We start from the raw sequence: 23488 nt of genomic DNA on the forward strand, positions 1-23488 counted from the left end.
CATCTCCAATAAAAGAAGCGGCGCCCGCTTCAATAAGGAACGCCGCTTCATCGGGGAGGAGGGTTGTTGTAGAGCCAGGCTTCAAGAGCCCAGCCGAGCAGTTGATGCAGGTCTGGGCCCTTATTCTCGTTTTCATTTCGTCCGCCCGCTTATGCCACTGTGGCGATAAAGATACTGCCTATCGACGGAAGCGACGGCAACAATACGGCCGAAACTTTCGTGTTCACGTTAACGGGGTCGCTTTCACGCGTTACGGTGACGGCCGTCGCCGTGTTGATGAGCGACACCTGCGCATCCGTGGAGACTCCGCCCATCAGGTCGGCTTCTTCCGGCGTCGTACCGTAGAAGGTGTTGCCGAGGTCTCCGTCTGGAATAAGCGTAAACTTGTTGTCGGGGTAATACTTATAGACGCTCCCGCCTACTTCCAGCGCATACGTCTTGTCGTAAACCTCTACCGTCACCTTTGTCGCGTCGTATATATACTGCCTCACGTCGTCCGGCTTGACCTTTATGTTCGCATAGCCGACGGGGTTCATCGCCTTGCGGATACTCAGGTTATTGCGGAGATGCTTCCAAACCGTATTGTTACAGACCGCGCGGTTGGGGGCGCTGCCGCCGTCGGCGATTATAACGTCGCGCCAGCGTTCTATGTCCGCTATCGGGTCGGCCGTCTCCGTGGCGCTCCATTTGTTAGCCGCCGCGCTGATCGTCTCCTTGTGCGCGACGGGGAACTGGTAGTCATACTCATAGTCCGCGCCGTCGCGGGTAACGCTTATCTGTCCGTCGGCGAGCAGCTGCATACGCATACGTTCAGCCGCCACGTCTACGCCTTTCACGAGATTGCCTATGTCGTCGAAGATGCGGGCGATGATGGGCTGGGCGTATGCTTCGTTTACGCGAAGCAAATCCTGCCGGTCTTTTTCACCTATCCTCATGGCCTCCTTGAAGAACGCCATTTCCGTATCGATTTTAGCGATGCCGACGCGGTTGCGGAGTTCGGCCTTGACGTCGAAAGACGAAGCCTTGAGCTGCACCGCTACGCCCGTATGCTGCTTGAGCCACGAAAGGTCGAGCCCCGCGTTCTTCCTGTTGGGGAAGAGCGCCGCTCCGAGATAAGGGTCGTCTATCGTCGGGGCTTGCTCTTCGATGTAGCCTACGATGTTGGGCGCCGTGAACATGTCGAATATAGTGTTGGGCATATTTTAGAATCCTCCTTGATTAGTGTTCGATGAAGCTTATCTGCACATCGGGGGCAAACGCCGCCTTCTGCGCCGCCGTAGGGGCTGCGGGCAGCGCGTCCGTCTTCACGAAACCGTGAATAAGCAGCGCGCATGTCTTAGGTCCGTAGGTAACGTCTACGTCCTCCAGCAGCAGCCCGTCGATTACCGCGGGACCGCTGAGCGAGCCTCCCGAATCCGCGGAAACCCTAAGCTTCTGGCTGCGGTCGGCGAATACAGACGCGCTTGCGCCGCCTACCAGCGTTCCCTTGGGCACTATTTTTTTGCCGTTCGCGCCCGCCGTTATCCCCGTGTCGTCCATCACCGCGCTTAGAGATACGTAATGGTCCTTGAACATGAGGATTTCCGCACCGTTGCCGTATTCAGTCTGAATGAATTTCATATTTTATCTCCTTTTCTTCTTCTGCTATAGCTTAAAAAAGCTCTCCGATGCCTTCTTTGCGCCTTCCGACCTGTCGAACATACTCTTGGCGAGGTTGCGCCCGTAGTCTCCGGCGGACGAATCAGGCTTATCCATCGGAGGCGTACCGCCGCCGCCGACAGCTTTCGCCGCTGACTTGACAAGGGGCTTGAGCGTCTCAATATCCGCCTTTATCGCCTCTTCGTCATCGCCATTGACGCGGTCCGCCAGCGCCGCCGGCAGGCCCGCTTCGGCTACAAGCTTCGCCTTAAGCGCGGACAGTTCCAGCGCTTTGACCTTCTCGTCCGCCGCCTTTGCTGCCGCCTGCGCCTTTTCCAAATCCGCCTTCGTCCTGTCCAGCTCGCTCAACTGCCCTGCTTTCAGCGCGTCGAGCTCTTCTTTCGCCTTCTTCAGGTCGTCATAATCCGAGTACTTCTTCCGCTCACGCTCGAGTCTGTCTTTGACTGCTTTATCGACGTCGTCCTGCGTGAAGGTCTTGCCCGCGTCCTTCGGCGTCTTGTTGGAATCCTTCGACGAGTCGGGGGCCCCTCCGCCGTCTCCGTCCGCCATGAAAAAACGCGTTGGTATTGCCTTGTCGAACTTGAACATTTTGTTGCTCCCTTCCCCCGCTTACCGTTGCGGGTAACGTATTTGTTGTATCGCCTGAAACGCTTGTTAAGCCATTATGAGCGCGTCGCCCTCGCCCTCCGCGTCGCTTGCCATGATATAGACCTCGGACACGAAATAATCGTCCACGTCGTGTAGGTCGTTGTAATACGCAACGGTCTTTTTCGTAGCTGCGTCAAACGATTCCCCAACCACGGTCGCAGTTCTGCGAAGCCGCCACGGGTCTTCTTGGTTTTGCTCCTCAGGGCGCGTGACGGTCACACGAAAAACCTTCATTGTTTTTCACCGCCTTTGCCATCGCCGCACGGGCAGTTCTTCAGCTTCACCAGACATTTGGCGATTCTGTCTATTCCTATATCGAACAAACTGTCTTTTATGCCGTCGTCCTCGCCGTAGGTGAAGTGGGAAAAAACGAGATGGAGCAGTTCGTGAACGACAATAGCTTCCACGTCGTGCCGCTCGCTCCTGTCGAGCTGCTTGTAATCTCCCTCTCTTTTTACCCGTATCACCGCCTTTTCGGCGCAAGGCTTGAATTTTACGTCGGATTCAGCCCACGGCGTCATTTCTTCAAGGTCCTTTTCATCCGCCCAGCGGACGGCTATCTCCCAATGGGCAAGCCCCAACCTCGGCGCCCATTCTTCGCATATTTCTTTAAGGCTTTGCACTCGCTCGCCTCCTTTCGGCATGAAAAAAGCCGCCCCTTTAGGGACGGCTTGTAAAAATATGAGTTACTATTTGTCGTTTTCTTTTGTTTCCGGCTCAAAGCCGTTGGCAAAATAGAACTTGTTAACCTCAGTACATCATGGCAAGGCAGTAGCCAGCGGCGTAAGGGTCGCTGCCATTATCAAACCTACGCTTGATAAGGGACGTGGCCTCTTCTGTCGCAAAGTAGGCGTTGACTTCATCATCGCTCAGCTTAGGCCACATAGCCTTAAAAGAATCTATAGTCTCTGCCGTATATTTTTCAAGTGTGGGAAATTCCCTCGTTCCGGGCATCCTTCACACCTCCTATTCTATCGACTTGTCCCTTTCGGCTTTTGCCGCGTCATAATCTTTAGCGGCGGGCACTGCGTTTTCAAAGTCTCCTGGTTCGAGATATTTGCTCTTTTTACCTGTATACTTATAGAAAATAATATTTTCTTTCTTCACGTGTAATTCTGCGTTGCTCTTTTGCCTCCAACTGTTGTCTCCGTCTTTAATGTTATTTGCCCTTTTCCAGTCGTCCGATGCGTAATCGTCACTCCATCTGCACCAGCTTACCGGCTCAAAGCCATTGTTGATATAAAACTCGTGGTTTCCGCTGTAACTGTCCAGCTTCACACCGCCGTTGTCAACCGCCAGTTTCAAAAGGTCGCTGCCACGCACTCTGTCAGACGGGTTTTTGCATACGCTTATTATATCCCCATCCGCAGTAATGGCAACAGTACTGCCGCCCTCTGTAACGTGCAGCGCGGCGCCCGGATAATCGCCTTCGAATTCTTCCTTAGTGTGGGCCGCTACTCGCCATGCAATTTCAGGTTTGAGCGCTTCTACGTTGCCTTTTGCTGTCTTCAGCGACTCCGCGAACTCTGCACTCGTGCTGTTGTTGAACTCTGGCTGCTGGTTGTTGCCCGCGCCGTCGTCTGGGATATACAGCCCGTAGGTGTGCCGGCAGTTCGGGTGAAACAGCCCCGCCGCCTTCGCCTCTTCCATCGTCGGGTATCCCGGGGTTTCGCCGGTGAGCGACAGAACCTTGCCGTTCCACGGCGCGCACTTATCGCAGGTGGGGTAATGGCTCGACACGATGACAAGGTCTTCACCGTGCGCGAGATACTCGTTCGTTTTAGCCTGATGGAATATCTGCATCGAGGACGTACGGCAGAGCATGTCGGTGTAACTCGCCATATTCCACGAGCGCCCGCGCTTGTCGATAAACGCCGTGATACCGGCGTCTTCCGATACCTTCTGCATGTTCCGGCGCACGTTGCCGATTGCGTCGTACCCGCCGATTGCGCCCGTGAGCGCAGTATTCATCTTCAACGCCTGATAAATATCGGACGTTGTCCTGTTCGCCTGCTGCACTACGTCCGCCATGCGGTTATAGACCTGTTCGGAATAGACTTTCATTGTCCTTGTGTTGATGCCGCCCATTTCAAGCACTATGTCGGTCATACCGGCGCCCTTGAGCTCTTTGCGTGCTACGGCGAGCCCTCCGTTGAAGGTGTTGTTCACTATTTCGTTTACCGGTTTTTTCGTCTTGGCAAGCAGCTGTTTTAAAATCTTCTTTATCGCTTTATGCTGCTGCTCGAGCGCGCGGATAGTGAGCTTGTTTTTGTCGCCGTCAGTGGCGGCCATAGTCCGCGTTATACGCGCGGCAATATCCCGTTCCGCCTTTTCGTACAACGCTACAAGACGCGCGGCCGCTTTGTCAGCGTCTGAAAGCCCTTTCCTTTTCTTTGCGCACATGGCTATTCATCGCCGTTATCATCGCCGCCGTCGTCAAGGGGCGCGTCGGGCGAGTCGAGCATCTCCGCCTTAGACTCCGCCTCTATCTGCCTCATTTCTTCGTCGGTCTGTTCATCGTCAAGCCCAAACGCGCGTTTCATCGCACTGCGCTTAGACGATATACCGGCCGATACAGCAGTAGACGCCATGTTGACCTGCTCCGCTTCGTCGTCGGGCAGCCCGTCCTTCCAGCCTATAACAGGGACGATAGAATTTTCGTCTTTGCCGTCAAGTATGGCTGCGATCGTAAGCACCTCGCGCAGCGCGGGGTCGAAATTCATACGCACGCGGTTGACTTTGGCGAGCGGCGCCATGAAAAGGCGCTTGAGAGCCGAACCCGATTCCGCAAGCCCGCTTTCGATTTTGCCAAAAACCGCCGGCGACGTCTCCGATAACATATAGAACTGTTCCATAAGCCCCTTTATTTGTGTGAACGAATGTTCAAGCTGGGCGTTCCAGACGATATATCCAGGGGGCGACTCTTCATCGTCGACCGGCCAATAGTCGCCGACGTCCGCCTTAAGCTTGCCCGTCATTTCGTCCTTCACCAACACGCTCGACGGGCCGTACATCTTGGGGTCTCCGTGTTTGTCGAGCACTTTCGCGACCTGCGCGAAGCGGACTTCAAGCTCCTGCATAACGCTCGTCAAATCGTCGTAGTCGTCCATGCCGTATACTGTATCGGACGTTTCGAGCCCCGGGCAGTGTACGATGAGCATGCGCCCCGCCGTGTTCTCCTCCATCGACTCGGCTATGGGCGCGCCGAGCGTGCCGCCGTGCGGGGGCAGCTTATATTCGCGGTACCCTATCGCTTCCGGCGTATGAACTTCAACATGCAGAGTGCCGTCTGTATTAAGCGGATTTTCATAGTCCTTCAGGCTCGGCCATGCTATAACATGGTGCGTTATTTCTTTCGCGTCTGTCGGAGAAACTATGGGGAACCAGAATTCAGGCGGGATAACGGATATTTTTACGTTGCCTTTATCGTCCCGGCGCACCTTGAACACAGAATCCCCGTAGCGCGACGTATCTATTGCGGCTATATATGCCGACTTCCATAAATTTATCTTGTCGGCAAGCCCTTCGAAATAGACGGAGCCGTTTTCTTTATCCTTGGAATCCGACAGCGACGGGCGCTCGCCTATCAGCAAGTCGGCCCAAAGTGTGCTTAGGCGTTTCGGCCAGTTAAGGACTATCTCGACCGAAAGCTGCCACTCGACGCGGAAAAGCCTCTGCCATATCTCTTTGAACACTTCGTGATGCTCGCCCTGGAACAGGAGCCGGTTATCTCGATAGCGCTGCAATCTTTTGCGTTCGCTCTTCGGCGGCCACAGACGCCCATTCCCTAAAAAATCTAAATTTGTTAGCATTTCTCAACGCCTCCTGCCTACCAACCGGCCGGCTTTTCTATACTTCCATAATGCTGATTTCTCTTTCTGATATAGCCGTCGAGGCTATAGCGGATTGCATCGACGCAATTATGGACAAGTATTCCGTTTGCAAAAAATTCGTGGCAATCCGCCACTGTAAGGTCATAAACCTTACTTGCACAGCCGCCACTTGTAATAGTTTGCACACGACCTACTGCAAAATCGGACATTGCTATATTTGTTTGTTGTAAATTCCTTTCCGCAAAACTCACAATTTTTGACAATATCGTCAATGTGATTATTCCGCCTCCATTGGCTTTTGCAGTTGTTACTGCAAAATCGGCTTTCGATATATTCGCTCTTGACCTCTGACATATAAGCACCTCGTCTTCGGGGCATAAGTCCGCTATTGCGCAGAACCCGCGTTTTGTCCATACCTTATGCTCTTTTGTTCCTACTATAAAATTGCCTTTATCCGTTGTTATTTTGTAAACTCGGCAATTATGGCCTGATGCGCCCGCCCAAAGCACGGGCTTATAGCCCCGACGTGTTAATACCTTATCGTTGGTAGTAATTTCTTCGATAGGCTTTTCGCCCTGTTCAGTCATGATAAGCGTTCCGGCAACAAGGCAATGATTATTCTTGTCTAACACGATAGGCAGGACATCGCCGGTTTGGCTGTCCACCTTGTACGAATAGTGGTTGAATTCATCGATCGTATGCTTACAGCGCGGGTGAATGACTACCTTTTCAAATCCCTTGATGTGGGCGATGCCGTCTTCGACGCAACCCTGCCATTTTTTTGCCCCAGAGATGTTGAATCCCTGCTTTTTCATATAACTTATAGTTTCCGGTCGCGCCGCGTCCGCTTTGATAGGCCAGCTTCGCGCCGTATCTATGCTGTCGAAAAGCTGCGCCGTTTCATCAAGTTCTACGCCGATACCGTATGCTTCTCTGTCGATGTAAAGCTTTTTACCGTCTACAAAACACCGCACCAACGTAGTAGGGTCTTGAGCGAAGCCCCAGTCGGCCCCATGGAAAAAACGGACGTTTCGCGGCGTGTCGAAAGGCTCGACGACATATTTACCGCGGAAAATGATGGCATCCGAGATTCGACGCACCTCGCCCTCCCAGATATGGAGATAGGCTTCATAATCGACTCTCTTGAGATATTCCATCTCCTGCCGCAACACGTCTGGAAACCACGGATTTTCTGACCAATTGACCTTATGGACCGCTGCGTTTGGCGGCGTATGTACGATAAAACGCTGATATGTCGGGTCGTCTTCGTCCAGTGGGTTAAAGGATAGCCATATCTCCGAGTCTTTTTCGCGCACCGTAGGAATCAACACGCTCCATGACTCTTCGGATACGGATTGAGCCTCCTCGACCCAGCACACATTTACACCTTCGGTCGATTTCACTTCCTGCACATTAAATCGCAGCCCCTTGAAAATGAACTCCGTTCCATTTATGCCCGAAATCGCATTTTTTGTTATCTTGTATCTGCTTTCCAATTTCAGCGCATATATTTGTTCAACGAGCAGCTTGTGCACGGAATCGGCAATGGAGTGCTGTATCTCACGGGCGCAAAGTACGCGGATTTTTCTATTTGCCCCCATGGCGACGAGGGCGCGCGCTATGGCCCAACTTTTCCCACCGCCGCGGCCTCCCCAGTAAACCTTATATCGGAAAGGGCGGAACAGGTCTTCATACACGGGGTGAAATTTGATTGTTACTCGGGGGCTCTTAGGCATCTCCTTAGTCGCCCTTATCGGTAAACGCTATGTTCAGCTCCACGGGCGACAACGAACTGCCGTCTGCGCCGGTGATTTCCTGACGTTCAATATAACCGCGTTTCTTGCCTTTGCATTTCAGGAGGAAGCAAATCGCTCCAAGGTCGTCCGCCAACACCAATTTGATTAAATGCTTTTCCGCGAGATCAAGGACAGACTCGTCAATGTCCTCTTTGTGTTTTTTCAGTGTCTCGCTCATCTGTATTCTTTTGCTGATCGCCTGTCTCGATATAGTCACCTTGTCTTTTTCGTTGTCAAACGGCTTGCCCAGAAGTTCATATTGCGCTTTCTTCTGTGCTGTCTTCAGCTCGCCCAACCATACGGCGGTCAAAGACTCAAAACCAGAATTCACGGTCAACCCCTGTTTTATCTCCTCAGTCGAAACTTTTTGACATTTATAATGTTCTTTTTGTTTTCTTTTTTTCGTTGCAACCTTCTCAGCGCTGGACATTCCGCCACCTCCCAATCTATGTGCCTATCTCATAATCAGCAATCATGTATTCAATAGCCCTGCTGACAGCAAAATCGCCCGTTAATCTCTCGTGCGCGATAAACTCTTGTACCTTTCTGAATACAACGTCCTTTTGCTCTCTCGAAATAAACGGGATTATCGTTTTCGTCAGCGCGCCCGACAGGTGCGCCGCGATTATAAGAAACAGCAGAATCAATTCTTCTTCGTCTTCCGGCAGCGCCGCATTCAATTCCGTCAGCACTTTTTGCAGCTTTACGGCGTTGTCTGCCTTGCCTTTGATTTTCTTCACCATCTGCTTGATAGCGTCTATCGCCGACTTCGGGCCGGTTATCAGCAATGAGTCCTGCTCTTCAACCGACAACGTATCGACATAAGCCGCTTCGTTTGTCGCAGCTTCGCCGGATAACAGGTCTTCAAGGTTGGGGATATTCGCCAGACTCGCCAGCATATCAATATCCTCGCCTGCCGCAACTAATTCGCGCAGTTGAGCCTCGACCATGTCTTCGTTGTATGCTTTGACGTTGCGGTCATACGTGATGACGAACTCTTTGATCTCTTCCCATGTTTTTATGTGCGATAAAACCTGCACGGGGACCTTGCCGTGCCCGCGCTTGGTCATTTCTTCGTAGCGGGTGTTGCCGTCAAGGATAATAAATTCACCCTCCAAATCAGGGTGGGGCGCGACAAGAATCGGTGAGCACATGCCGAACTTGTCAAGGTTTGTATTTAACCCCTTCTTGCGGTCTGCCGAGAGCGGCTTCTTCGGGTTGTCAGGGTTTATATGCACTTCCGAAATCGGAAGGATGCGGACGTCGGGTATTGTCTCCGCATGAGCTATAAGCTTTTTCTTGATTGTCGCCTTGGCCATCAAACTACCTCGCTATCCCCACAATAAATAAAACAAAGGCAGTCTATGAGAGCCCCGCCTTTGTTTTTCCTTTCGATTAATCGAAGTAACCGCCTACTCCCAGCGCTCGATTAACCTGCCTACGCCTATACGTTGCAGCGCCGCCGCCTCCGCCTCCGGGCATCGCGTTCGCCTCCTTTCAGCAACAGGGCCGGCAATTCAGCCGGCCCTGTCAAAGATGTACATAATCGCTTCGTTTTCTCATGTATGTACTCAAATCGTGCTCCCGTTCCCCGTGATGCCGAGTGGACGGGTCGTATACATAGATACGATCTCCTGAACTGTTCGTCGGATAAGTGTTCGTATCGAAATCCGTCAAAATCTGCCCCATTGCTGCATACCACAGGAAATTGGGACAATCTTCGGGGTGATTGAAGAAATACCGCAGTATCTCATATAGCGGCGCTTCATCACCCAGCCGCGCGCGGAACTCTCTATGGTCCGCAACCTGTTTCGCGTTGAACGGCACCCAGAACGGGGCCGTCTTTAATATTGGATTTTCAAGCCCAATTTCTTTAAAAAACTCTTCGACCGGGCGCCACGAAAACGCCACGGGGCGCGCGCCCTTCGTGACCTCGAAATCTGGCCCGTACACAGGCGCTCCGTTCAGACTGGACTCGTGTATCCGGCGGACAAAATCGAAATTTACCGTGAACAATTTCGCCGCCTCGCCAAACCATGCGGGGTCTGCGCATTCGGGGAACATCGCTCTGTCGCCGAAATACGAATCCCAATACGGCGACGGGAAAAAGTCCAGCCCGTTATATTCCGTTGCGGCGTACCACGCTTTGAGCCGTTTGACGTGGAACATCGGAAAGACGTTCGCCTTTTGGACGTATCCTCTGTATGCAGACGCAATCTCTTCCGCCTGTCTGCCGGAAAAGTGCAACTGCTCCAACCAGACGCCGCGCGCGCCGGCCGCCTTGACCGCCACGCAGTATGCATCCGCGTCTCCGGCCCAATCCTCGAGATACGGGTTGCAGGCGACGACTACGGGAATACCCCTATCCGACAGTTTGCGAACGAGCTCGAGGCGCGCCGTCGAAACGGGCGCGCCGGGCTCTATTTTGCGCGAGACATCGTCGTCCAGCGTAGTCAACGTGATGTAGACCGCGTCTTTTCCCGGGACGATAAGGTCGGCGTAGCGGTCGAATTCTTCCACGAGCACATTCCCCTTCGTCTGAATCCAAAGGGGAAGTCCGCGCTTCTTCGCGTACTTCAAAAACGCCTCCGTGCAGCGATATATTTTCTCTTCGCGCATGAACGGGTCCGTTGTGTTCGAAAAACAAACCGGATACTTATTGCGCAAGAAATACCCGACTGGGTTTTTCGCGTCGGACATCGCATTCTCCATTCCCGCGATAACCTTTTCGATTGGATTTTTCTCGTGCGGCTTACGCCCCGCCGCGGCCCTATTGAGGTTGGAGAAGCAATAAAAGCATTGATTGCTGCACACTCCATAGATACTGACCTCTACGGGGAACGGCGTTTGCGGCCATATGCCGTAGAGCTTCACGGGGTTGTCGTTGAAATCGAACGAAAACAATGCACAAATCACCTCCCATTTTTCAAATTTTTGTTTGGGGTTTTGGTTTTTGGGAAAATTGCGTAGCATAGTTATACCTCGAACACAAATGTTACGCAAGGGGCCAAAAAAAGGGCGAAAAAAAGGGCAAAAAAAAGTATAAAAATGTGCGCCTTTTTCTGCACCTTTTTGCGCACCTTTTTGTGCGCAAAAAACGCACCCCTCCATCGGTCTCATCAGTGCCGGCCCCACCGGCAGACGCCCCGAGGGGCGTTTCGACCTATCCCCCCCTGCTCAGCGATTTGCGTAGTAATCCTTACGTGATGTGGTATAAACGCCCCAATCCAACCGATATAACGGGATGTCTCCCGCGACTAAACGGGCGTCGGCCCGGTATGTGCCCCCGCACAGACAGTCGGACATGCCACATAATTTTTTGTCCGCCCGCGCAATGGCGGCGTCTGAGACGTAGACGCGGAGCCCGTCATCGTCTATTTCGCCGATAACCACGGCGGACATCGCCAAGTGGAACGTGCTGTTAAATTCTACCTTTACGTTTTTCTTTTTTTTCGCCGATCCTATCATCTCGTTTCCTCCTCTTTTTGTTAGGGCGTTTGCCCCTCTCATCTTGCCTATATTATATGTATCATCTATTGTTTTGTCAATAGATAATATAGGCCTATAGACCTATTTATCATCTGTTGTTTCCCCATGGCATATCATATATAATATTAACGACGCACACGGGAGGAGAAAAAATGCCGATCGAAATCAACGGGAAAAAATTCTTATACGCTAAAGACGTTGCTGCGATGAACGGGGTTGACCCGAATAACGTAACACTACGGTGTAGGAGCGGGGACGTCCCAGGAGTTATACGGGCCGGCAATACATGGCTTATACCGGAAGACGTCGCCCAAAAGCTTATTTTCTACCCAGAAAAAGCGGCTATAAAGCACAGGCTTGTTACAAGCGCGGAATGGGGCGCCATGGCCGCGCAAATCGACGCCGACGCCGCATATTCTGCGCGCTACATAGCCAAAGTCTTCAACGTGACGCAGCACAGCGTCGCCAAGCACATCAAAGAAGGCGGGCTCCCAGCTCAAAAGAGCGACGACGGCTACCATTGGCAGGTCAAAGGGGCTGACGCCATAACGTTTTTCAAGAAGCAATTTAACATTGCTGCCGATTGACGGCGCTATTTTTTGCTGCCGTTGCCGAGCCTTTTGTAATAAATATCGCGCGCTATCTGATGAAGCGCAGAAGTTTTTTTCTCCTGCATGTTGCGGGAGCTAATGTGATATTGGAATGAGACGGAGCCCACGCTCGGGAATCGGTTGCCGCCGACAGACGACAAGTCCCGCAGCAAATCGTAGCGGTTGACGCGCCCGGACGACTTAGCACAGGCTTCATTTTCCAGTTTCGCAAAAAAATTGAAGCTTTGCCGGAAGACCTCGATCCCCCCAAAATATTCTATCAGCCCCTCGACGGTCTCCGCTTTCTCCAACATGGTCTGCGCGTAAGGGGTTCTCTCGCCGCCGTCCACGCGCCCCGCGTCCTCATTCCCGCGCGTGGCATATGTAATCATCAGCGCTAAATCCTCACGGCAAGGAAGCGGCTCCTCCCCCATAAAACAAGCAAGGCCCAGGGCATAATACCCCATAAACAGATCAAACATCGCTATGACCTCTCTCATTTTCCGCGGCATCACCATCTGTTTTTTCTTGTTGGACAAAAGCTCGCCCTCCCGCCATTATTTCAAATAATTCCTGATCGCCTCGAACGCCTCATCGCAGCCCCTACATACGCAGGCGCGGTAGCCGGCCGCGTTCAGCGCCGCTATGTATTCTTTCTGTTCCCTCGAAACGACCCCGCCGCGCCTGCGCTTCATCTCTATGAACAGCCCGTGCCAGCCTCCGCGCGGCAGTGCCAGAAACATGTCCGGCACGCCGCGGCGGACGCCCTCTTTTTTCAGCTTCACGGCCACTAATACGTTCCTGTCTCCGCCGTTGGGTATGGCGAAGAGCATGGCCGCCTCGCGCGGGTAGGCCGCTTCCACCATGGCCACGAGCTGCACCTGTTCGAGATGCTCGGAGGGGCAGCCGTCAGACGACGGCATGCTCCTCGGCATCAGTCTTCCCACACATCTTCATGATTTTGCGGCGGGCTTCTTCTTTCGTCTCCAATAACACCGCGTGAAAATCGGCTGCCGCTTCGTAAAACACAACACGACACGCATCGCAGAGGTATAGGCGCGTTGTCCGGCTTTTACCCTCTGCGCCTTTAACGCCTTCAGTATAGGTTGTTACTACCGAGTCTCCTCCGCGGTTGACGCCGTGTACTATACACCCGCACTTATCGCAGAATTTAATTATTGCCATCGTTATGCTCCTTTAACAGCTTTATCCCCAAGACCACATACCCGGGCTCGATGCCGTGTTGCCCGCCGGTAAGTATGTAGGTGATTTCTGCGAACATCTTGTCTGATTCGTATTCTTCTTTTGTACGCGTTTCATAATCCCCGATAGTCTGAATATACCTGCCCTCATAATAGGAGGAGTGCCCGCCGTTGTCATCAGAACAGTCGTATTTGTGGAGGCATAGACGGTCGCCTTTCTGAAGCCCCCTGTCGTCTCTGCGTACCTCAAATGACTTCTCGCCGCTCTTGACCGCGTCCCAATAGTATTTATCAAGCTTCAGGTGATGTGTCTGCATCGTTATCCCTCCCTAAAATTCTCGTCCCGTTCGCTTCACATCTCCGCTTGTACTCGTCGAACGGATATAGGTCGTCCCAGCCGTGGCGCAGATAGTATGCGTACAGCTCAGACTCGGTGCACTCGACGATTTTGCCTTTTTGTGCTTTCATTCGGCGGCCGCCTCCTGTCCTTCGATGTCTTCCACGAGGAACTTCAGCTCGCGCAGCGGCTCGGCGAGAGCATCAGACAATATGTCGCGAAGGCTTTCTATCGGCTCGCCGCCTTCACACTGGATCAACTCGTTTTCTTCGTCTGCCTTTTCTCGCGGCGTTTCTTCCAGACTTTCCAGCAGCTTTTTCAGCTCGTCGAGCTGCTTTTCGGTCACGGTGTAATGTTTCATTTTTCTTCGTCTCCCTTCATAAACACAACCCAGTGTTTGCGACTTCTTCGTTCGCCGAAAAGCGCCTTATGTCCGGCAAGCGGCAATATCTCTTTCAGCGGGACCTGCGCTTCGCTCCACTTGAAGACGAGGACGCCGTCCGGTCGAAGTACACGGAAACATTCAGCGAAGCCCTTGCGCAAATCTTCGCGCCAGTCGTTCCCGAGCACTCCGTATTTCAGCGCCAGCCATGACTTGGCGCCGGCTTTGACAAGGTGCGGCGGATCGAATACCACTAAGCTGAACGTCCCGTCTGGGAACGGCATCCGCCGGAAGTCGCCTACGACGTCGGGTTCGATTATCAGCGTGCGCCCGTCGCAGAGCGTCGTTTCGAGCCGGCGCTCGTCCATGTAGACGACGTCGGGGTTTTCGCGGTCGAACCAGAACATTTTCGCTCCGCAACAAGCGTCGAGGATTTTAGGCATTTACGCTGCTCCTTTCTAACCCGTCCATTTCCGCTATCGCCCGAAATATCGGGTACGCCTGCTGCGGGACTACTGCGTTGCCTAAGGCTTTCAGGCGTTCGACCCGGCGTTTGCTGCCTTTCACCGTGCGCGGGAATTCGTAGGGGTATTGGCCGGCTTGGGCGCGAGGCGCGCCATATGGCTCCATTCCCGCGCAATATACCTGCGTTTCGAGGTGCGTGCTTTTCTCGATCGGGCGCCCCGACGTCTTCGCCGTCATGCCGCAGGGAGCCGCGTTCGGGGTGCCCCACATTCCCATGCCCATCGGCGCGGGCCAGCCCCGCCTCGGACGCGGCTCGTCGACGTCGAGGTCCGTCCAGCCTTCGGGAAAACCCATGAGCTGCTCTACCCAGGCGGGGTTGAGGACCCCGCCCGAGGCTTCTTCCCGCTTTATCTGCGTCGCGAGCCCGTCTCCGCTGTGGGGGCCCGCTCCGGCTCGGTTGTTGTTTCCACAGGACGTCGGCGTGGCCCACATTGCGCCGAGACCGCGTCCCGCAAACTGTTCGACAGTGGGTTCTTTCGGCGCTTCTCCATAGATTCCAGGCTCGCAGCCCCGTTGTTGTCGCTCTTCACAGGCGTCGGCCATACTTTCCCGTATCCCGACGAAGAATACGCGCATCCTCCTGTGCGGCGCTCCGACAGCCGCAGCTTCATAACACCATATCCCGACGGAGTAGCCGCGGCGCTCCAAGTCCGCACAAACGTCTCCGGCGACGTCGTCCGTGAATATTCCAGGTACGTTTTCAGCAACGACCCAAAGAGGCTCAAGCTCTCCGACCAGGCGCGAAAATTCCGGCCATAAATATCGCTCGTCGTCCCGTCCTCGCTGCCGTCCAGCCACGGAGAACGGCTGGCACGGGAACCCCCCGTGAATAACGTCGATTGTATCGGCAATGTCTTCACCTCTCAGCGTAAATACGTCGTCATGGATCGGTATGTCCGGCCAGCGCTCGGCGAGCACCCGCCGGCAGAACGGGTCTTTTTCGCAGAAGGCGGCCGTTTCTATCCCCGCCGCTTCGGCCGCCAAATCGAGCCCGCCGATTCCAGAGAAGAGCGACAGCGCTTTCATTTCGTCTCCCTTTTGAGCTTGGCGAGGAAGTCCTCGCAGCCCCTCTGAAATATATTGATCAGCGGCGCGTCAACTTCTTCGCCGTTGCATTTTATAGAGGCTGTCAGCTTATAATCTTTACAGAGCACGACGAAGCTTTTTATGAGGTCCTCCGCCTCCGGCATGAGGTTGGCGCAGGCGACCGCGTATCTGATGGCTTCATACCGAGCGGGGTATCCATTGCTGCTCCATATCGGATACGTGCCGTTTTCGACAGACCGCCGAGCCGCTTCTGTCTCCATCTTATAAGCGCATGGGGCCACCCATGTCCCGTATTCGTTATGCCCGACAGTCCACGGCAGCGGGAATTGCCTCTCAAAATCGCGGGTCATCTGTCATCCGCCTCCTGATGCCAACAAATCCAGCAATGGATAGATTTAGGGCAGGTATGATTCATCTGCATAGGCCCGCCGATAATAAAATCGCCTGGGCAAAAGTTGGCGGCTACGGCAAGCTGAAATTTTTCTTTCAATTGGTCCGCCAGCTCCTCCGTCAGCAGTTCCTTGTCAAGCTTGATTCTCTGCATTACTTTTTCAAGATATGTCATTTTTCTCATCCTTTTCTTTTTCAACGTAAGATTTGAGGGCTTTCAGCTTCATTTTGCCCTCTATCATTTCGCAGCAAAGACAGAAGAAAAGCACGCAAAAGTAGCAGAAACAAATGACTAACGGGGCTAAGAAAATAATGTTTCTCGGGCTCATTTTTATTCACCCTCGCCAAGCGGTATTTGCTCTACCTCGCAGCAGATAAACATCTTGGATTGGTAATTTATCTTCTTTCGCCATTCCACCACCGTGGCGTCCAGCATTTCCTGCAACAAAGAGAGCTCCGTATCCGTGATGCTTGACAAAAAAGATTCTCCGAGTTCTATACAGTAGCCGTATCTGTCATTAAGTTCACAGGCGGCATTGTTGAGTATTTCGTGGGCGTCGATGTTTATTTCGGGCGCTACAGCTTTCATACGAGCTACAAACAAATCGGTCCAGCCATGCTCTTTAGCCGCCTCCCTGCCCGCGGCTATTGCTTCTTCACGCGTGTCATACTCTTCATCGCATTTGTTCCAAACGCCGCTTTCGTCGTCGTTGTATATCCATTTCCCGTCCATCGTTTCATTTCCTCCCCAATTGTTAGATTGCTAATACGTCCCCCACAAATACAAAAACAGTCTGAAGAACGGATAAATAAGGAAAACAGCAAACAGTATGATTTCACACAGCGCAACGTGCGCTTTCCACGCGTCGTCGGTGTTCGATGCTAATGAAATCGACAGCAACAGCGTGTACATAAGCACGGAGCCTATGACACAAAAGCATTTATCTACCGCCGCCATCATGCTCATCGTCATTGTTTTCCTTCCTCCGGCAAATCCAACGGACGCCAGCATATATCCGCGTAGCAGGGCTCCCCGTCTGGGTCGAGCATATCTTCCATGCACGCGATGCGCATCTTTATTTCGTCGTAATCCTGATAGCGGATAATCACCTTCGCGCCCGTCGGCGCCGGCTCTTCGCTCTGCTTGCGCCAGCGGAGTTTGTCTTTCAGCTCCGAAAGCTCCATCGATGCATCGTCGAGCTCTACCCCCTGCCGTTTCAGGAGTGCGTCCTGCTCTTTTATCGTTTCTTTCAGCTCTGCAATATCCGCCGCCGAGTAGTCGAGCGTCTCTTCCAGTTCGGTGACTTCGTTCGTGCGGCGCACCACCGCGCGGGCTAAGAATTTCTCACGGTCCGTCCCCTCGCCCGTCTGCAATATTTTTGCTGCGAAATCAAACGCATCGCCCTTGCTCATTTCGCTTCTCCTTTCAGCATTTCTGCGTTTTCGAACATGTTCCCGATGACTTTCAGCCCGTCCCTCGGCAGCAGGCTCAGCATCGGGCTTATGGAGCCGCGCCGATGCAGAGGGTCTTCTATCTCCCACGCGCCGGAGACGGTGTTGAATATTACGCGCGCTATGTTTTTCACCGGCACGAAGTCACCGAATTCGTCAGTCACCCAGTCTGGGAAGCTGATTATGTCGCCTTCGAATATTTCATTGCCCTGCGCGTCGTTAAATCCTGTGTATTGTCCGACGCTGTCGGGGTCTACAACCGTTGCCGTCTTAAAACGTAACGGAAGTTGCTCTTCTGTGTTGGTTATAGCCGTTTTTCCGTCTGTCGTATAAGCGAACTCGCCAAACCGCCAGCTTTCTGTGTCATGCCCCCTGAACAGTATTTCCCGCATCTTCCTACCCCTTTCAGTCCATTCCGTATAAACCTGAACTCTTTGTAAGGTGATCAATGGCTCAGGCATGGGCTCGCTCCGTTCTCTCCGCTTCCGGCAGGCTGTACGCCGCGGCGAACTGGTCAAGCGCGTACTGCGCGTTTTCTTCCGACTGGTAGCCGAGCGTTATTGCGGGCTCTTTGTGCGACATGTACATGCGCTCAAAGCCTTTCTTGTCCACAAAATAAACGCCCCACGCCGTGCTGTTGACCGTCTCGTATTCGCGGACGAAGAGCGTGCGTCCCTTGTAGACGTATCTTTTGCCCGTGCCTGTGCGTGTGTTTATCCTTCCCATCTTTCTCCTCCTTTGCTGGCGGTTAGAACGGTATTTCCGGGTCGCCCGCGCCAGACTCTATGTCGGAGAAATCAAGCGGGAAGTCGTCGTCGAAGTAGCTGCCGCCGGCCGCATCTGCTGCATCGCTTTTTACGTTCCCGCCGTCGCCCTGCGGCGCGCTGGAATATCCGCCACCGCCGCCCGCGCTTACGCCCTGCTGCCCGCCGCTGAGCAGGACGATGCTGTCGGCCACGACTTCGAACACCCACTTGTGCTGTCCAGTCTTGGCGTCGTCGTAGTCGCGCGTTGCGATATGCCCCTCGACAAGTATCTGACTGCCCTTCTTCGTGTATTTTTCAAGTATTTCCGCCGTACCGCTCCACGCGGTCACGGTGATGAAATCCGTGTGGCTCTGCATTTCGCCCGTGACTTTGTTCTTCCACTGCTTGCCGCAGCAGAGTGTTATGCGCGCCGTTTTCTGTTTGTTCGGCGTGAAGCGGACGTCTGGGTCGCGCGCCAATCGGCCGAGTAATATGGCTTTGTTGAAATCTCTTGACATCACTGTCTCCTCCCCTGTTTTTTGTTTAGTCCCATGCTCTCCATGTAGCTCACGCAGGCGTCGCAGGTATGGGCGCGAGTGTAAAAAGTCCTGAAGCCGTCGCGCGTGCCCTCCTCGCGTATCGTAAGCACCGAGCGGGAATGCCGGCATTTGCTTATGTCCGTGCAGTAGCAACAGTCGCGCTCCCATTCCTGTATCACGGCTATATCACGCGCGACCTGGTCGCTTATTTCTTCGTCGCGGACGTTCTGAAAACGCCTGTTCAGCCAGTCGAGCGCTTCGCCCCGCAGTCGCGCGAGCCTCGCCGCCGCGTCTTTGTAGTCCTGCGCCGTGAGCTCGAACATTACAGCCGCTTGGCTCCTGCAAGCGCCGCTATGTTGTCCGCGAGACGCCTTCTCTGCTGAGTCCGGTCGCCGCCTGACGAAAGCGCCGGTACTTTATCGCGCGTCACGAGCTCGCCGCTGCCTATCATGCGCACCTTCTTGGCGGTCGGGCGTTCCGAGCCTTCGTCCTCCCATATGCCGACGAGATAGGGCGGTACCGACTCCCAGCCGCGAGCCGCTTTTTCGCCGAGCACGTAGAACTGCTTGAACTCTTTGGCGAGGAAGGCGACGTCGCGCTTGCTGCCGTCGTCGTATTTGTCGCTCAGGGTTATCCAACCGCCGAGCTTCTCGATCGCGAAATGATACGCCGGCAACGGAAAACGCACGCTTTCATACGCGCCGTTGTACGAGCTCAGCGCTTTTTCCACGAGCGCCCAAGCGAGCGCCGCGCGGTCTTCGGGTTTTCCCTCGATCTGCTCGACGATATGTGACGGGGTCGGCCAAAAACGCCCCTCGGGGCCTTGAAAATGTGCCCTGTATGCGCCCTGTACCTGCTCAAGCGAGTACTTTTTCAGCGCGTCGAAGATAAACATTATCGCGTTCTTCGTCGGCGCCGTGCGTCCCACTGCGTCAGCGGCAGCCGTCACCAGCTGCGCAAATGCCTCAAAATCGCCGTTCGTCATGTCCATTCCTCCTCAGCCGATATTTCTATCGCGTCCAATTTCGCTTTTTCTTCCGCGTGCAGCCCGAACGGGTCGGGATAGTCTCTCAGTGCCTCTTCGTAGCTCATCTGCGTTATGTCGCGCCGCTTCCTGTCGCCGTTGGAATAACGCCCCTCCAACACGCGCGGCATGAATTTAGGCGACAACAGCCACTCGAAGTCTGCTACGAAGGGGCGGCGGTCCCCACTCGGCGGACATCGCCCCATGAGAAAATCCGACGCCCGCACGAGCAGGAAGTAGCCCTGCCACCAGTCCAGATTTTGGCGCGCAGGGTCTTCCCTCCATCGGGCGCGGAGGGAGGCTTGCCGCCTGTCGTTCCAGACTCGCGGCTGCGGAAGCTCAGGGAGCGTCTGCGCATAAAGGGCGAGTATTTCCTCCTGGGGGCAAGGGGGAGCTTTCTGCGGAGGCGCGGCGGGCAGAATACCCTCCTGTGCCTGCGCTTCAGCTTCGCCGGCATCGCCATGAACAGGCGGAGAAGACGGAGGGACGGGCGCAGGAGAGGCAGAGCCGACAGGCTCGCAATGGCGATGTTCGCCATTATCTTTTTCTCTCCTTTCTCCTTTCTCCGTTTCAAGTTCTCCTTTCTCCGTTTCAAGTTCTCCTTTCTCCAGGGCGCCTTGGTATGTCTTAGGGCATACCAAGGTATGCCCTTGGTCAGAAGTGTTCGGTTTTTGGTTGGTATCACTCGGTTCTTGTCCTGCCGTTGGCACGTCTTTTTCTTGAGCCTGCGCCGGAATAGGCGTGTATCCTTCCGGAACAGGGGGGATAATGCTCGCCGATTCATTCCTGTGTGGCTTTTGGTGCGTTAGAAATGTCGGAATTGCGATATATTTAGCTCCGCCGACCTCGTATCTGACGATAAGCCCACGTGTCGCGAGTTCTTTTAGCAGTTCGTCTGTATCGAATTGATCATAAGGGAATACCTGCGCGCCGATACGACGCGGCTTGTCTTCCAACCGTCCCTCTCTGTCGGCCAAACACCAGAGCCCGGTGAATAGGAGACGTGCCGCTAAAGAGCATTCGGCGAGTTGTTCGTTAATGTAAAATCCCGGCTTTATATATCTTGAACGCATTTTCGTCTCCTATTCCCGTTTTCCTGTTATGCGACCTTTTTGCTGATTGCGTCTTTGGCTGTTTTCATACAACGCGCGATTTCGACGTCCGTCAGCGATTCCATGCCTGTTATATCGTCGCGGGCAACAGTGCGCTTGATCCAATCCGCCGCCTCCGCCGCTTTTAGCCCGAGCCCCGCTTCGTCTATGAGCATCGCGGTCAGTGCTTTGATTGCACGAGCGCGGCGCTCTACATTCACACGCGTATCAGCCCCAATCGGCTGCTGCGGAGACGTCTCTTGCACATTTGCCGTTTCCAGGCTCTTCGTCTTGGGAGCCGTGTCAGGGGAAACATTCAACTTGCCCGCATTCGCCGTTTCTGGGTTATCTGCCTGCGACATCTCTTCCGTCGAATACAGCCCCGAAAGCTCCATGGGGAATGCCTTGCGCAGCGCCAAGGCTTCCGCGCACTTTGCAATCATCACGTCGGGAAACTTCCCCCACATCTGATTCGGCTTCCCGTCAAACTTAGTTTGCACATAGGATTGAAAACGCGCCGCCGCCCACAACACTTCTTTGAAATCGTGCCGCATCACGCCGACCTTCGCCGCTACAGGATACTCCCTGTCCGACAGCCAAACGTCCTTCCACGAGCCGTCCTTGCCGCACCAGAAAGGCCCCACCTGCCCCGCGTAATGTCCAGAGCGCTCGGCTACCAGACGCATTCCGTCGATTGAGACCTGTATCTGCATCACATCGCAGTTTGCTTTACGGTCAGGGCGGAACACCGGATAAATCTGCCGCATAAAAGGATCGAGCCCCGTCTTGTTGCAAGTCTCCACAAAGAGTTCGAAGTCGTCCGCCGTACACTTAGCGCACAACCCCTTGCGCAGCAGAGCCCTATCTTTATCGCTCAACTGACGGAAACGCGGCGTATCTGCCGCTTCATTAGCTTTGCTTGTCATATCACGCAACTCCCTTCTCTATCATGTCTTTGATTCGGAATGTCCTGAACGTCGTGTCTTTCGTCGTGTAACCTTTACGGAACGTCGTTTTGTAGCTGATCTCCATGCCGTCTAAATAGCCGGTCTCCGCGTCGCCCATCGCGGCGCATATCTGCTGTTTGTAGACGTCGCGCTGCTTCTCGACCTCTTTCGCCTGTCCGTTCAGTTCCGACTTCTGCGCGTCGAGTTTTCTGTACATGTAAAGCGCCTCGGCGAGCTCGGGCGGCAGGTTGACGACCTTGCCCTGCTCGGAGGCGGGATACATCATCTTCAAGACGTCCCATGCGTTTTGGCTGCCGTCCCACGCCGGCGGGGTCTTCGTCTCGACCATGAGCCAAAATTCCGCCTCTTTTTCGATAAGGAACTCGATAAGTTCTTCGTCGCGAGGCACGCGCCGCTGGACGTAGTTGTTGCCGCCGATGAGACAGGCCACGTCGAAAAACGGCAGTCCCGTAACGGCCATGTAATGCTGCACCTGGTAGACGTAGCCTATCGGCACGCCGTCGTCGTTCCACGGCGCGGAGTTGTGCGCGTCGGTAGTTTTGCCTTCGTAGCCGTAATGCCCTTCGGTATCTGAAAAAACTTCGCGGTCGATGTTGGCTATCATGAAGGGGCGCTCTTCGTCGATGAGGATATGGTTGTTCTTCCGCACCTTCACGCCGTTGACTTTGGCGTAGTGGCGCGCTACGACGTCTTCAAGCACCGTGCCCCAATAGGCTTTTTCGTTGTCCTCTTCGGGCTGTTTGGTTTCGCCGATTTTGTCGAGGTAGACGGCCATCGGCGAACGGTAGGGATTTTGCCCCAGAATGGCCGCTACGTCCGAGCCGCCTATCCCGGCGCGGCGCGCGTTCAGCCATTCGTCGCGGCTCATATCCAGTGTAGAGATTTTCTTCATCGTGCAGCCTCCATTTCAGCTACGAGCAATTCGGCGATTTCGTCGACGTGCTCTTTAATGGTCTCGTATATCTCTTTTTTGACGCAGCCGCGCTCCCCCAGCTCAAAATCGCAGGGACAGGCCAGCTCGTCGGGCTCGGCGCGCAGCCCGCTGATTGTGATACCGCGGTCGAGAGTGACGGCGGGGCAGTTTTCGCACAGGGCAAAACTTGTCCCGTCGCTGATTGCGTTCATGATTTCAAGCGCTATTTCTTCTTTTTTTGCTGTGGTTATTATCATCTTCCCGCCCTCATTTCAAACTTCGGCTTCGCGGCGTGCCAACGGGCAAGCCCTGTGAAAAAATCAGCCGTCGTGATATAATCGTTCTTGATTACTCGTTCCGTTTTGCCCCTGTCGCGGTTGGCTCCCGCGCGGGGCTTCTTTTTTGGTATCGAGCCCGTCATTTGCGCACCTCCATTTCCTGCGCCCAGCATTCATCACAGCCCCCATCCCAGTTGCGGGGCTCTTCTTTGTCAGGGTCGCCAGGCGCGCCCTTCCATATGTTTCCAGGGCAACGAAGAAGGATCAGCAATTCACGGATTATCCCCTTCAAGCGCTCCTGCTCTTCTGGAGCTAACAGCTTCTTGTCGATCCTGATCCCGCGCATGACGGCGTCGATATAAGTCATCCTCTTACCTCCATTTTCGGCCCCCAGCAGCCGCGCCCGAGCTTTCCGCAGCCGTAGCAGTCCATATCCCGCAACTGGGCCCCTTTCGCCGTATAACGCGCCATGCCGTCCGCATTGCCGATGCGTTTTTCTTTCGCCCCGCAGGCGCAGGACAGAAACACGCCTTTCTTCGAAAATAAATCCCTGATAGCTTTCAACATTTTTGTTTACCT

37 protein-coding genes and 1 other RNA gene are annotated in these 23488 nt (G+C 54.1%); 1 reads left to right on the top strand and 37 read right to left on the bottom strand.

Annotated elements, in window-relative coordinates; all coding sequences use genetic code 11:
• Nucleotides 1-149: 149 nt before the first annotated feature.
• The 13 genes from EH55_RS08970 to EH55_RS13900 all read right to left on the bottom strand — a co-directional run bounded on the left by EH55_RS08970 (nucleotide 150) and on the right by EH55_RS13900 (nucleotide 11100).
• Nucleotides 150-1199, bottom strand: a complete 1050-nt coding sequence (locus tag EH55_RS08970; RefSeq protein WP_037976964.1) for a major capsid protein — start codon at nucleotides 1197-1199, stop codon at nucleotides 150-152.
• Nucleotides 1200-1218: 19 nt separating this feature from the next.
• Nucleotides 1219-1620 carry a hypothetical protein gene (locus EH55_RS08975; protein ID WP_037976966.1) on the bottom strand — a complete coding sequence of 134 codons (402 nt, stop codon included), beginning with the start codon at nucleotides 1618-1620 and terminating at the stop codon, nucleotides 1219-1221.
• A 24-nt stretch (nucleotides 1621-1644) separates the two neighbouring features.
• Nucleotides 1645-2247 (bottom strand): capsid assembly scaffolding protein Gp46 family protein, encoded by a 603-nt coding sequence (locus EH55_RS13520; protein WP_051682785.1) that lies wholly within the window; start codon nucleotides 2245-2247, stop codon nucleotides 1645-1647.
• Between the two features lie 66 nt (nucleotides 2248-2313).
• Complete coding sequence (locus EH55_RS08985; RefSeq protein WP_037976968.1) at nucleotides 2314-2541, bottom strand: hypothetical protein; 228 nt, start codon at nucleotides 2539-2541, stop codon at nucleotides 2314-2316.
• Entirely contained in the window at nucleotides 2538-2930 is a 393-nt protein-coding gene (locus EH55_RS08990; RefSeq protein WP_141730530.1) for a hypothetical protein, read from the bottom strand. The genes EH55_RS08985 and EH55_RS08990 overlap by 4 nt, the downstream gene beginning before the upstream one ends.
• A 127-nt stretch (nucleotides 2931-3057) precedes the next feature.
• The gene (locus EH55_RS08995; protein WP_037976973.1) at nucleotides 3058-3261 is read right to left on the bottom strand and encodes a hypothetical protein; all 204 of its coding nucleotides are present in this window, start codon (nucleotides 3259-3261) and stop codon (nucleotides 3058-3060) included.
• A 12-nt stretch (nucleotides 3262-3273) separates the two neighbouring features.
• Nucleotides 3274-4710 (bottom strand): phage minor capsid protein, encoded by a 1437-nt coding sequence (locus EH55_RS14230; RefSeq protein WP_051682786.1) that lies wholly within the window; start codon nucleotides 4708-4710, stop codon nucleotides 3274-3276.
• 2 nt (nucleotides 4711-4712) lie between these two features.
• Nucleotides 4713-6119, bottom strand: a complete 1407-nt coding sequence (locus EH55_RS09005; protein ID WP_051682787.1) for a phage portal protein — start codon at nucleotides 6117-6119, stop codon at nucleotides 4713-4715.
• 17 nt (nucleotides 6120-6136) lie between these two features.
• Nucleotides 6137-7876, bottom strand: a complete 1740-nt coding sequence (locus tag EH55_RS13530) for a PBSX family phage terminase large subunit (protein ID WP_051682788.1) — start codon at nucleotides 7874-7876, stop codon at nucleotides 6137-6139.
• A 4-nt stretch (nucleotides 7877-7880) separates the two neighbouring features.
• Nucleotides 7881-8366, bottom strand: coding sequence for a hypothetical protein (locus EH55_RS09015; RefSeq protein ID WP_037976975.1), 486 nt, complete (start codon nucleotides 8364-8366; stop codon nucleotides 7881-7883).
• Between the two features lie 16 nt (nucleotides 8367-8382).
• On the bottom strand, nucleotides 8383-9258 hold the full coding sequence (locus EH55_RS09020) for a ParB N-terminal domain-containing protein (RefSeq protein WP_141730531.1): 876 nt from the start codon (nucleotides 9256-9258) through the stop codon (nucleotides 8383-8385).
• 208 nt (nucleotides 9259-9466) lie between these two features.
• The gene (locus tag EH55_RS09025) at nucleotides 9467-10840 is read right to left on the bottom strand and encodes an SPL family radical SAM protein (RefSeq protein WP_037976979.1); all 1374 of its coding nucleotides are present in this window, start codon (nucleotides 10838-10840) and stop codon (nucleotides 9467-9469) included.
• 201 nt (nucleotides 10841-11041) lie between these two features.
• An RNA gene (locus EH55_RS13900) (hammerhead ribozyme type II) lies at nucleotides 11042-11100 on the bottom strand.
• Between the two features lie 477 nt (nucleotides 11101-11577).
• Here EH55_RS13900 and EH55_RS09035 point away from each other — a divergent pair.
• Nucleotides 11578-12012 carry a hypothetical protein gene (locus EH55_RS09035; RefSeq protein ID WP_037976984.1) on the top strand — a complete coding sequence of 145 codons (435 nt, stop codon included), beginning with the start codon at nucleotides 11578-11580 and terminating at the stop codon, nucleotides 12010-12012.
• Between the two features lie 5 nt (nucleotides 12013-12017).
• Here EH55_RS09035 and EH55_RS09040 read toward each other — a convergent pair whose 3' ends face one another.
• From EH55_RS09040 to EH55_RS09150, 24 genes are all read right to left on the bottom strand, one after another.
• Complete coding sequence (locus EH55_RS09040) at nucleotides 12018-12497, bottom strand: hypothetical protein (protein ID WP_141730611.1); 480 nt, start codon at nucleotides 12495-12497, stop codon at nucleotides 12018-12020.
• A gap of 75 nt (nucleotides 12498-12572) precedes the next feature.
• Nucleotides 12573-12950 (bottom strand): VRR-NUC domain-containing protein, encoded by a 378-nt coding sequence (locus EH55_RS09045; protein ID WP_081839523.1) that lies wholly within the window; start codon nucleotides 12948-12950, stop codon nucleotides 12573-12575.
• Nucleotides 12925-13200, bottom strand: coding sequence for a hypothetical protein (locus EH55_RS09050; protein ID WP_037976991.1), 276 nt, complete (start codon nucleotides 13198-13200; stop codon nucleotides 12925-12927). Before EH55_RS09050 ends, EH55_RS09045 begins: the two co-directional genes overlap by 26 nt.
• Entirely contained in the window at nucleotides 13187-13534 is a 348-nt protein-coding gene (locus EH55_RS09055) for a DUF3850 domain-containing protein (RefSeq protein ID WP_037976994.1), read from the bottom strand. The genes EH55_RS09050 and EH55_RS09055 overlap by 14 nt, the downstream gene beginning before the upstream one ends.
• Nucleotides 13509-13685 (bottom strand): hypothetical protein, encoded by a 177-nt coding sequence (locus tag EH55_RS14445; RefSeq protein ID WP_160170740.1) that lies wholly within the window; start codon nucleotides 13683-13685, stop codon nucleotides 13509-13511. The genes EH55_RS09055 and EH55_RS14445 overlap by 26 nt, the downstream gene beginning before the upstream one ends.
• Nucleotides 13682-13915, bottom strand: coding sequence for a hypothetical protein (locus EH55_RS09060; RefSeq protein ID WP_037976997.1), 234 nt, complete (start codon nucleotides 13913-13915; stop codon nucleotides 13682-13684). The genes EH55_RS14445 and EH55_RS09060 overlap by 4 nt, the downstream gene beginning before the upstream one ends.
• Complete coding sequence (locus tag EH55_RS09065; protein WP_037977000.1) at nucleotides 13912-14379, bottom strand: class I SAM-dependent methyltransferase; 468 nt, start codon at nucleotides 14377-14379, stop codon at nucleotides 13912-13914. Before EH55_RS09065 ends, EH55_RS09060 begins: the two co-directional genes overlap by 4 nt.
• A complete protein-coding gene (locus EH55_RS13535) occupies nucleotides 14372-15487 on the bottom strand; it encodes a DNA cytosine methyltransferase (protein ID WP_051682789.1) in 1116 nt (371 codons plus the stop codon). Before EH55_RS13535 ends, EH55_RS09065 begins: the two co-directional genes overlap by 8 nt.
• Nucleotides 15484-15858 carry a hypothetical protein gene (locus EH55_RS09075; RefSeq protein WP_037977002.1) on the bottom strand — a complete coding sequence of 125 codons (375 nt, stop codon included), beginning with the start codon at nucleotides 15856-15858 and terminating at the stop codon, nucleotides 15484-15486. Before EH55_RS09075 ends, EH55_RS13535 begins: the two co-directional genes overlap by 4 nt.
• Nucleotides 15855-16073 carry a hypothetical protein gene (locus EH55_RS09080; RefSeq protein WP_037977004.1) on the bottom strand — a complete coding sequence of 73 codons (219 nt, stop codon included), beginning with the start codon at nucleotides 16071-16073 and terminating at the stop codon, nucleotides 15855-15857. The genes EH55_RS09075 and EH55_RS09080 overlap by 4 nt, the downstream gene beginning before the upstream one ends.
• Before the next feature lie 156 nt (nucleotides 16074-16229).
• Nucleotides 16230-16631 (bottom strand): DUF2188 domain-containing protein, encoded by a 402-nt coding sequence (locus tag EH55_RS09085; RefSeq protein ID WP_037977006.1) that lies wholly within the window; start codon nucleotides 16629-16631, stop codon nucleotides 16230-16232.
• A gap of 236 nt (nucleotides 16632-16867) precedes the next feature.
• Nucleotides 16868-17311, bottom strand: coding sequence for a hypothetical protein (locus EH55_RS13540; protein ID WP_051682790.1), 444 nt, complete (start codon nucleotides 17309-17311; stop codon nucleotides 16868-16870).
• The gene (locus tag EH55_RS13545) at nucleotides 17308-17742 is read right to left on the bottom strand and encodes a YopX family protein (protein WP_051682791.1); all 435 of its coding nucleotides are present in this window, start codon (nucleotides 17740-17742) and stop codon (nucleotides 17308-17310) included. Before EH55_RS13545 ends, EH55_RS13540 begins: the two co-directional genes overlap by 4 nt.
• Before the next feature lie 61 nt (nucleotides 17743-17803).
• Nucleotides 17804-18076 (bottom strand): hypothetical protein, encoded by a 273-nt coding sequence (locus EH55_RS09105; protein WP_037977013.1) that lies wholly within the window; start codon nucleotides 18074-18076, stop codon nucleotides 17804-17806.
• A gap of 22 nt (nucleotides 18077-18098) precedes the next feature.
• Nucleotides 18099-18614, bottom strand: coding sequence for a single-stranded DNA-binding protein (locus EH55_RS09110; protein ID WP_037977016.1), 516 nt, complete (start codon nucleotides 18612-18614; stop codon nucleotides 18099-18101).
• Complete coding sequence (locus tag EH55_RS09115; protein ID WP_037977017.1) at nucleotides 18614-18958, bottom strand: hypothetical protein; 345 nt, start codon at nucleotides 18956-18958, stop codon at nucleotides 18614-18616. The genes EH55_RS09110 and EH55_RS09115 overlap by 1 nt, the downstream gene beginning before the upstream one ends.
• Nucleotides 18958-19620, bottom strand: a complete 663-nt coding sequence (locus tag EH55_RS13550; protein ID WP_051682792.1) for a hypothetical protein — start codon at nucleotides 19618-19620, stop codon at nucleotides 18958-18960. Before EH55_RS13550 ends, EH55_RS09115 begins: the two co-directional genes overlap by 1 nt.
• Nucleotides 19617-20615, bottom strand: a complete 999-nt coding sequence (locus tag EH55_RS13555; RefSeq protein WP_141730532.1) for a hypothetical protein — start codon at nucleotides 20613-20615, stop codon at nucleotides 19617-19619. The genes EH55_RS13550 and EH55_RS13555 overlap by 4 nt, the downstream gene beginning before the upstream one ends.
• 143 nt (nucleotides 20616-20758) lie before the next feature.
• Complete coding sequence (gene bet, locus EH55_RS09130; RefSeq protein ID WP_051682794.1) at nucleotides 20759-21676, bottom strand: phage recombination protein Bet; 918 nt, start codon at nucleotides 21674-21676, stop codon at nucleotides 20759-20761.
• Between the two features lies 1 nt (nucleotide 21677).
• The gene (locus EH55_RS09135) at nucleotides 21678-22610 is read right to left on the bottom strand and encodes a YqaJ viral recombinase family nuclease (protein WP_051682795.1); all 933 of its coding nucleotides are present in this window, start codon (nucleotides 22608-22610) and stop codon (nucleotides 21678-21680) included.
• Nucleotides 22607-22888: a hypothetical protein gene (locus EH55_RS09140; protein WP_037977020.1), complete on the bottom strand. Its 282-nt coding sequence runs from the start codon at nucleotides 22886-22888 to the stop codon at nucleotides 22607-22609. The genes EH55_RS09135 and EH55_RS09140 overlap by 4 nt, the downstream gene beginning before the upstream one ends.
• Nucleotides 22885-23052 carry a hypothetical protein gene (locus tag EH55_RS14450; protein ID WP_160170741.1) on the bottom strand — a complete coding sequence of 56 codons (168 nt, stop codon included), beginning with the start codon at nucleotides 23050-23052 and terminating at the stop codon, nucleotides 22885-22887. Before EH55_RS14450 ends, EH55_RS09140 begins: the two co-directional genes overlap by 4 nt.
• The gene (locus tag EH55_RS09145; protein WP_037977023.1) at nucleotides 23049-23276 is read right to left on the bottom strand and encodes a hypothetical protein; all 228 of its coding nucleotides are present in this window, start codon (nucleotides 23274-23276) and stop codon (nucleotides 23049-23051) included. The genes EH55_RS14450 and EH55_RS09145 overlap by 4 nt, the downstream gene beginning before the upstream one ends.
• Nucleotides 23273-23476, bottom strand: coding sequence for a hypothetical protein (locus tag EH55_RS09150; RefSeq protein ID WP_037977024.1), 204 nt, complete (start codon nucleotides 23474-23476; stop codon nucleotides 23273-23275). The genes EH55_RS09145 and EH55_RS09150 overlap by 4 nt, the downstream gene beginning before the upstream one ends.
• Between the last annotated feature and the right edge of the window lie 12 nt (nucleotides 23477-23488).

It is taken from the genome of Synergistes jonesii (assembly GCF_000712295.1).
GTDB classification, from domain to species: domain Bacteria; phylum Synergistota; class Synergistia; order Synergistales; family Synergistaceae; genus Synergistes; species Synergistes jonesii.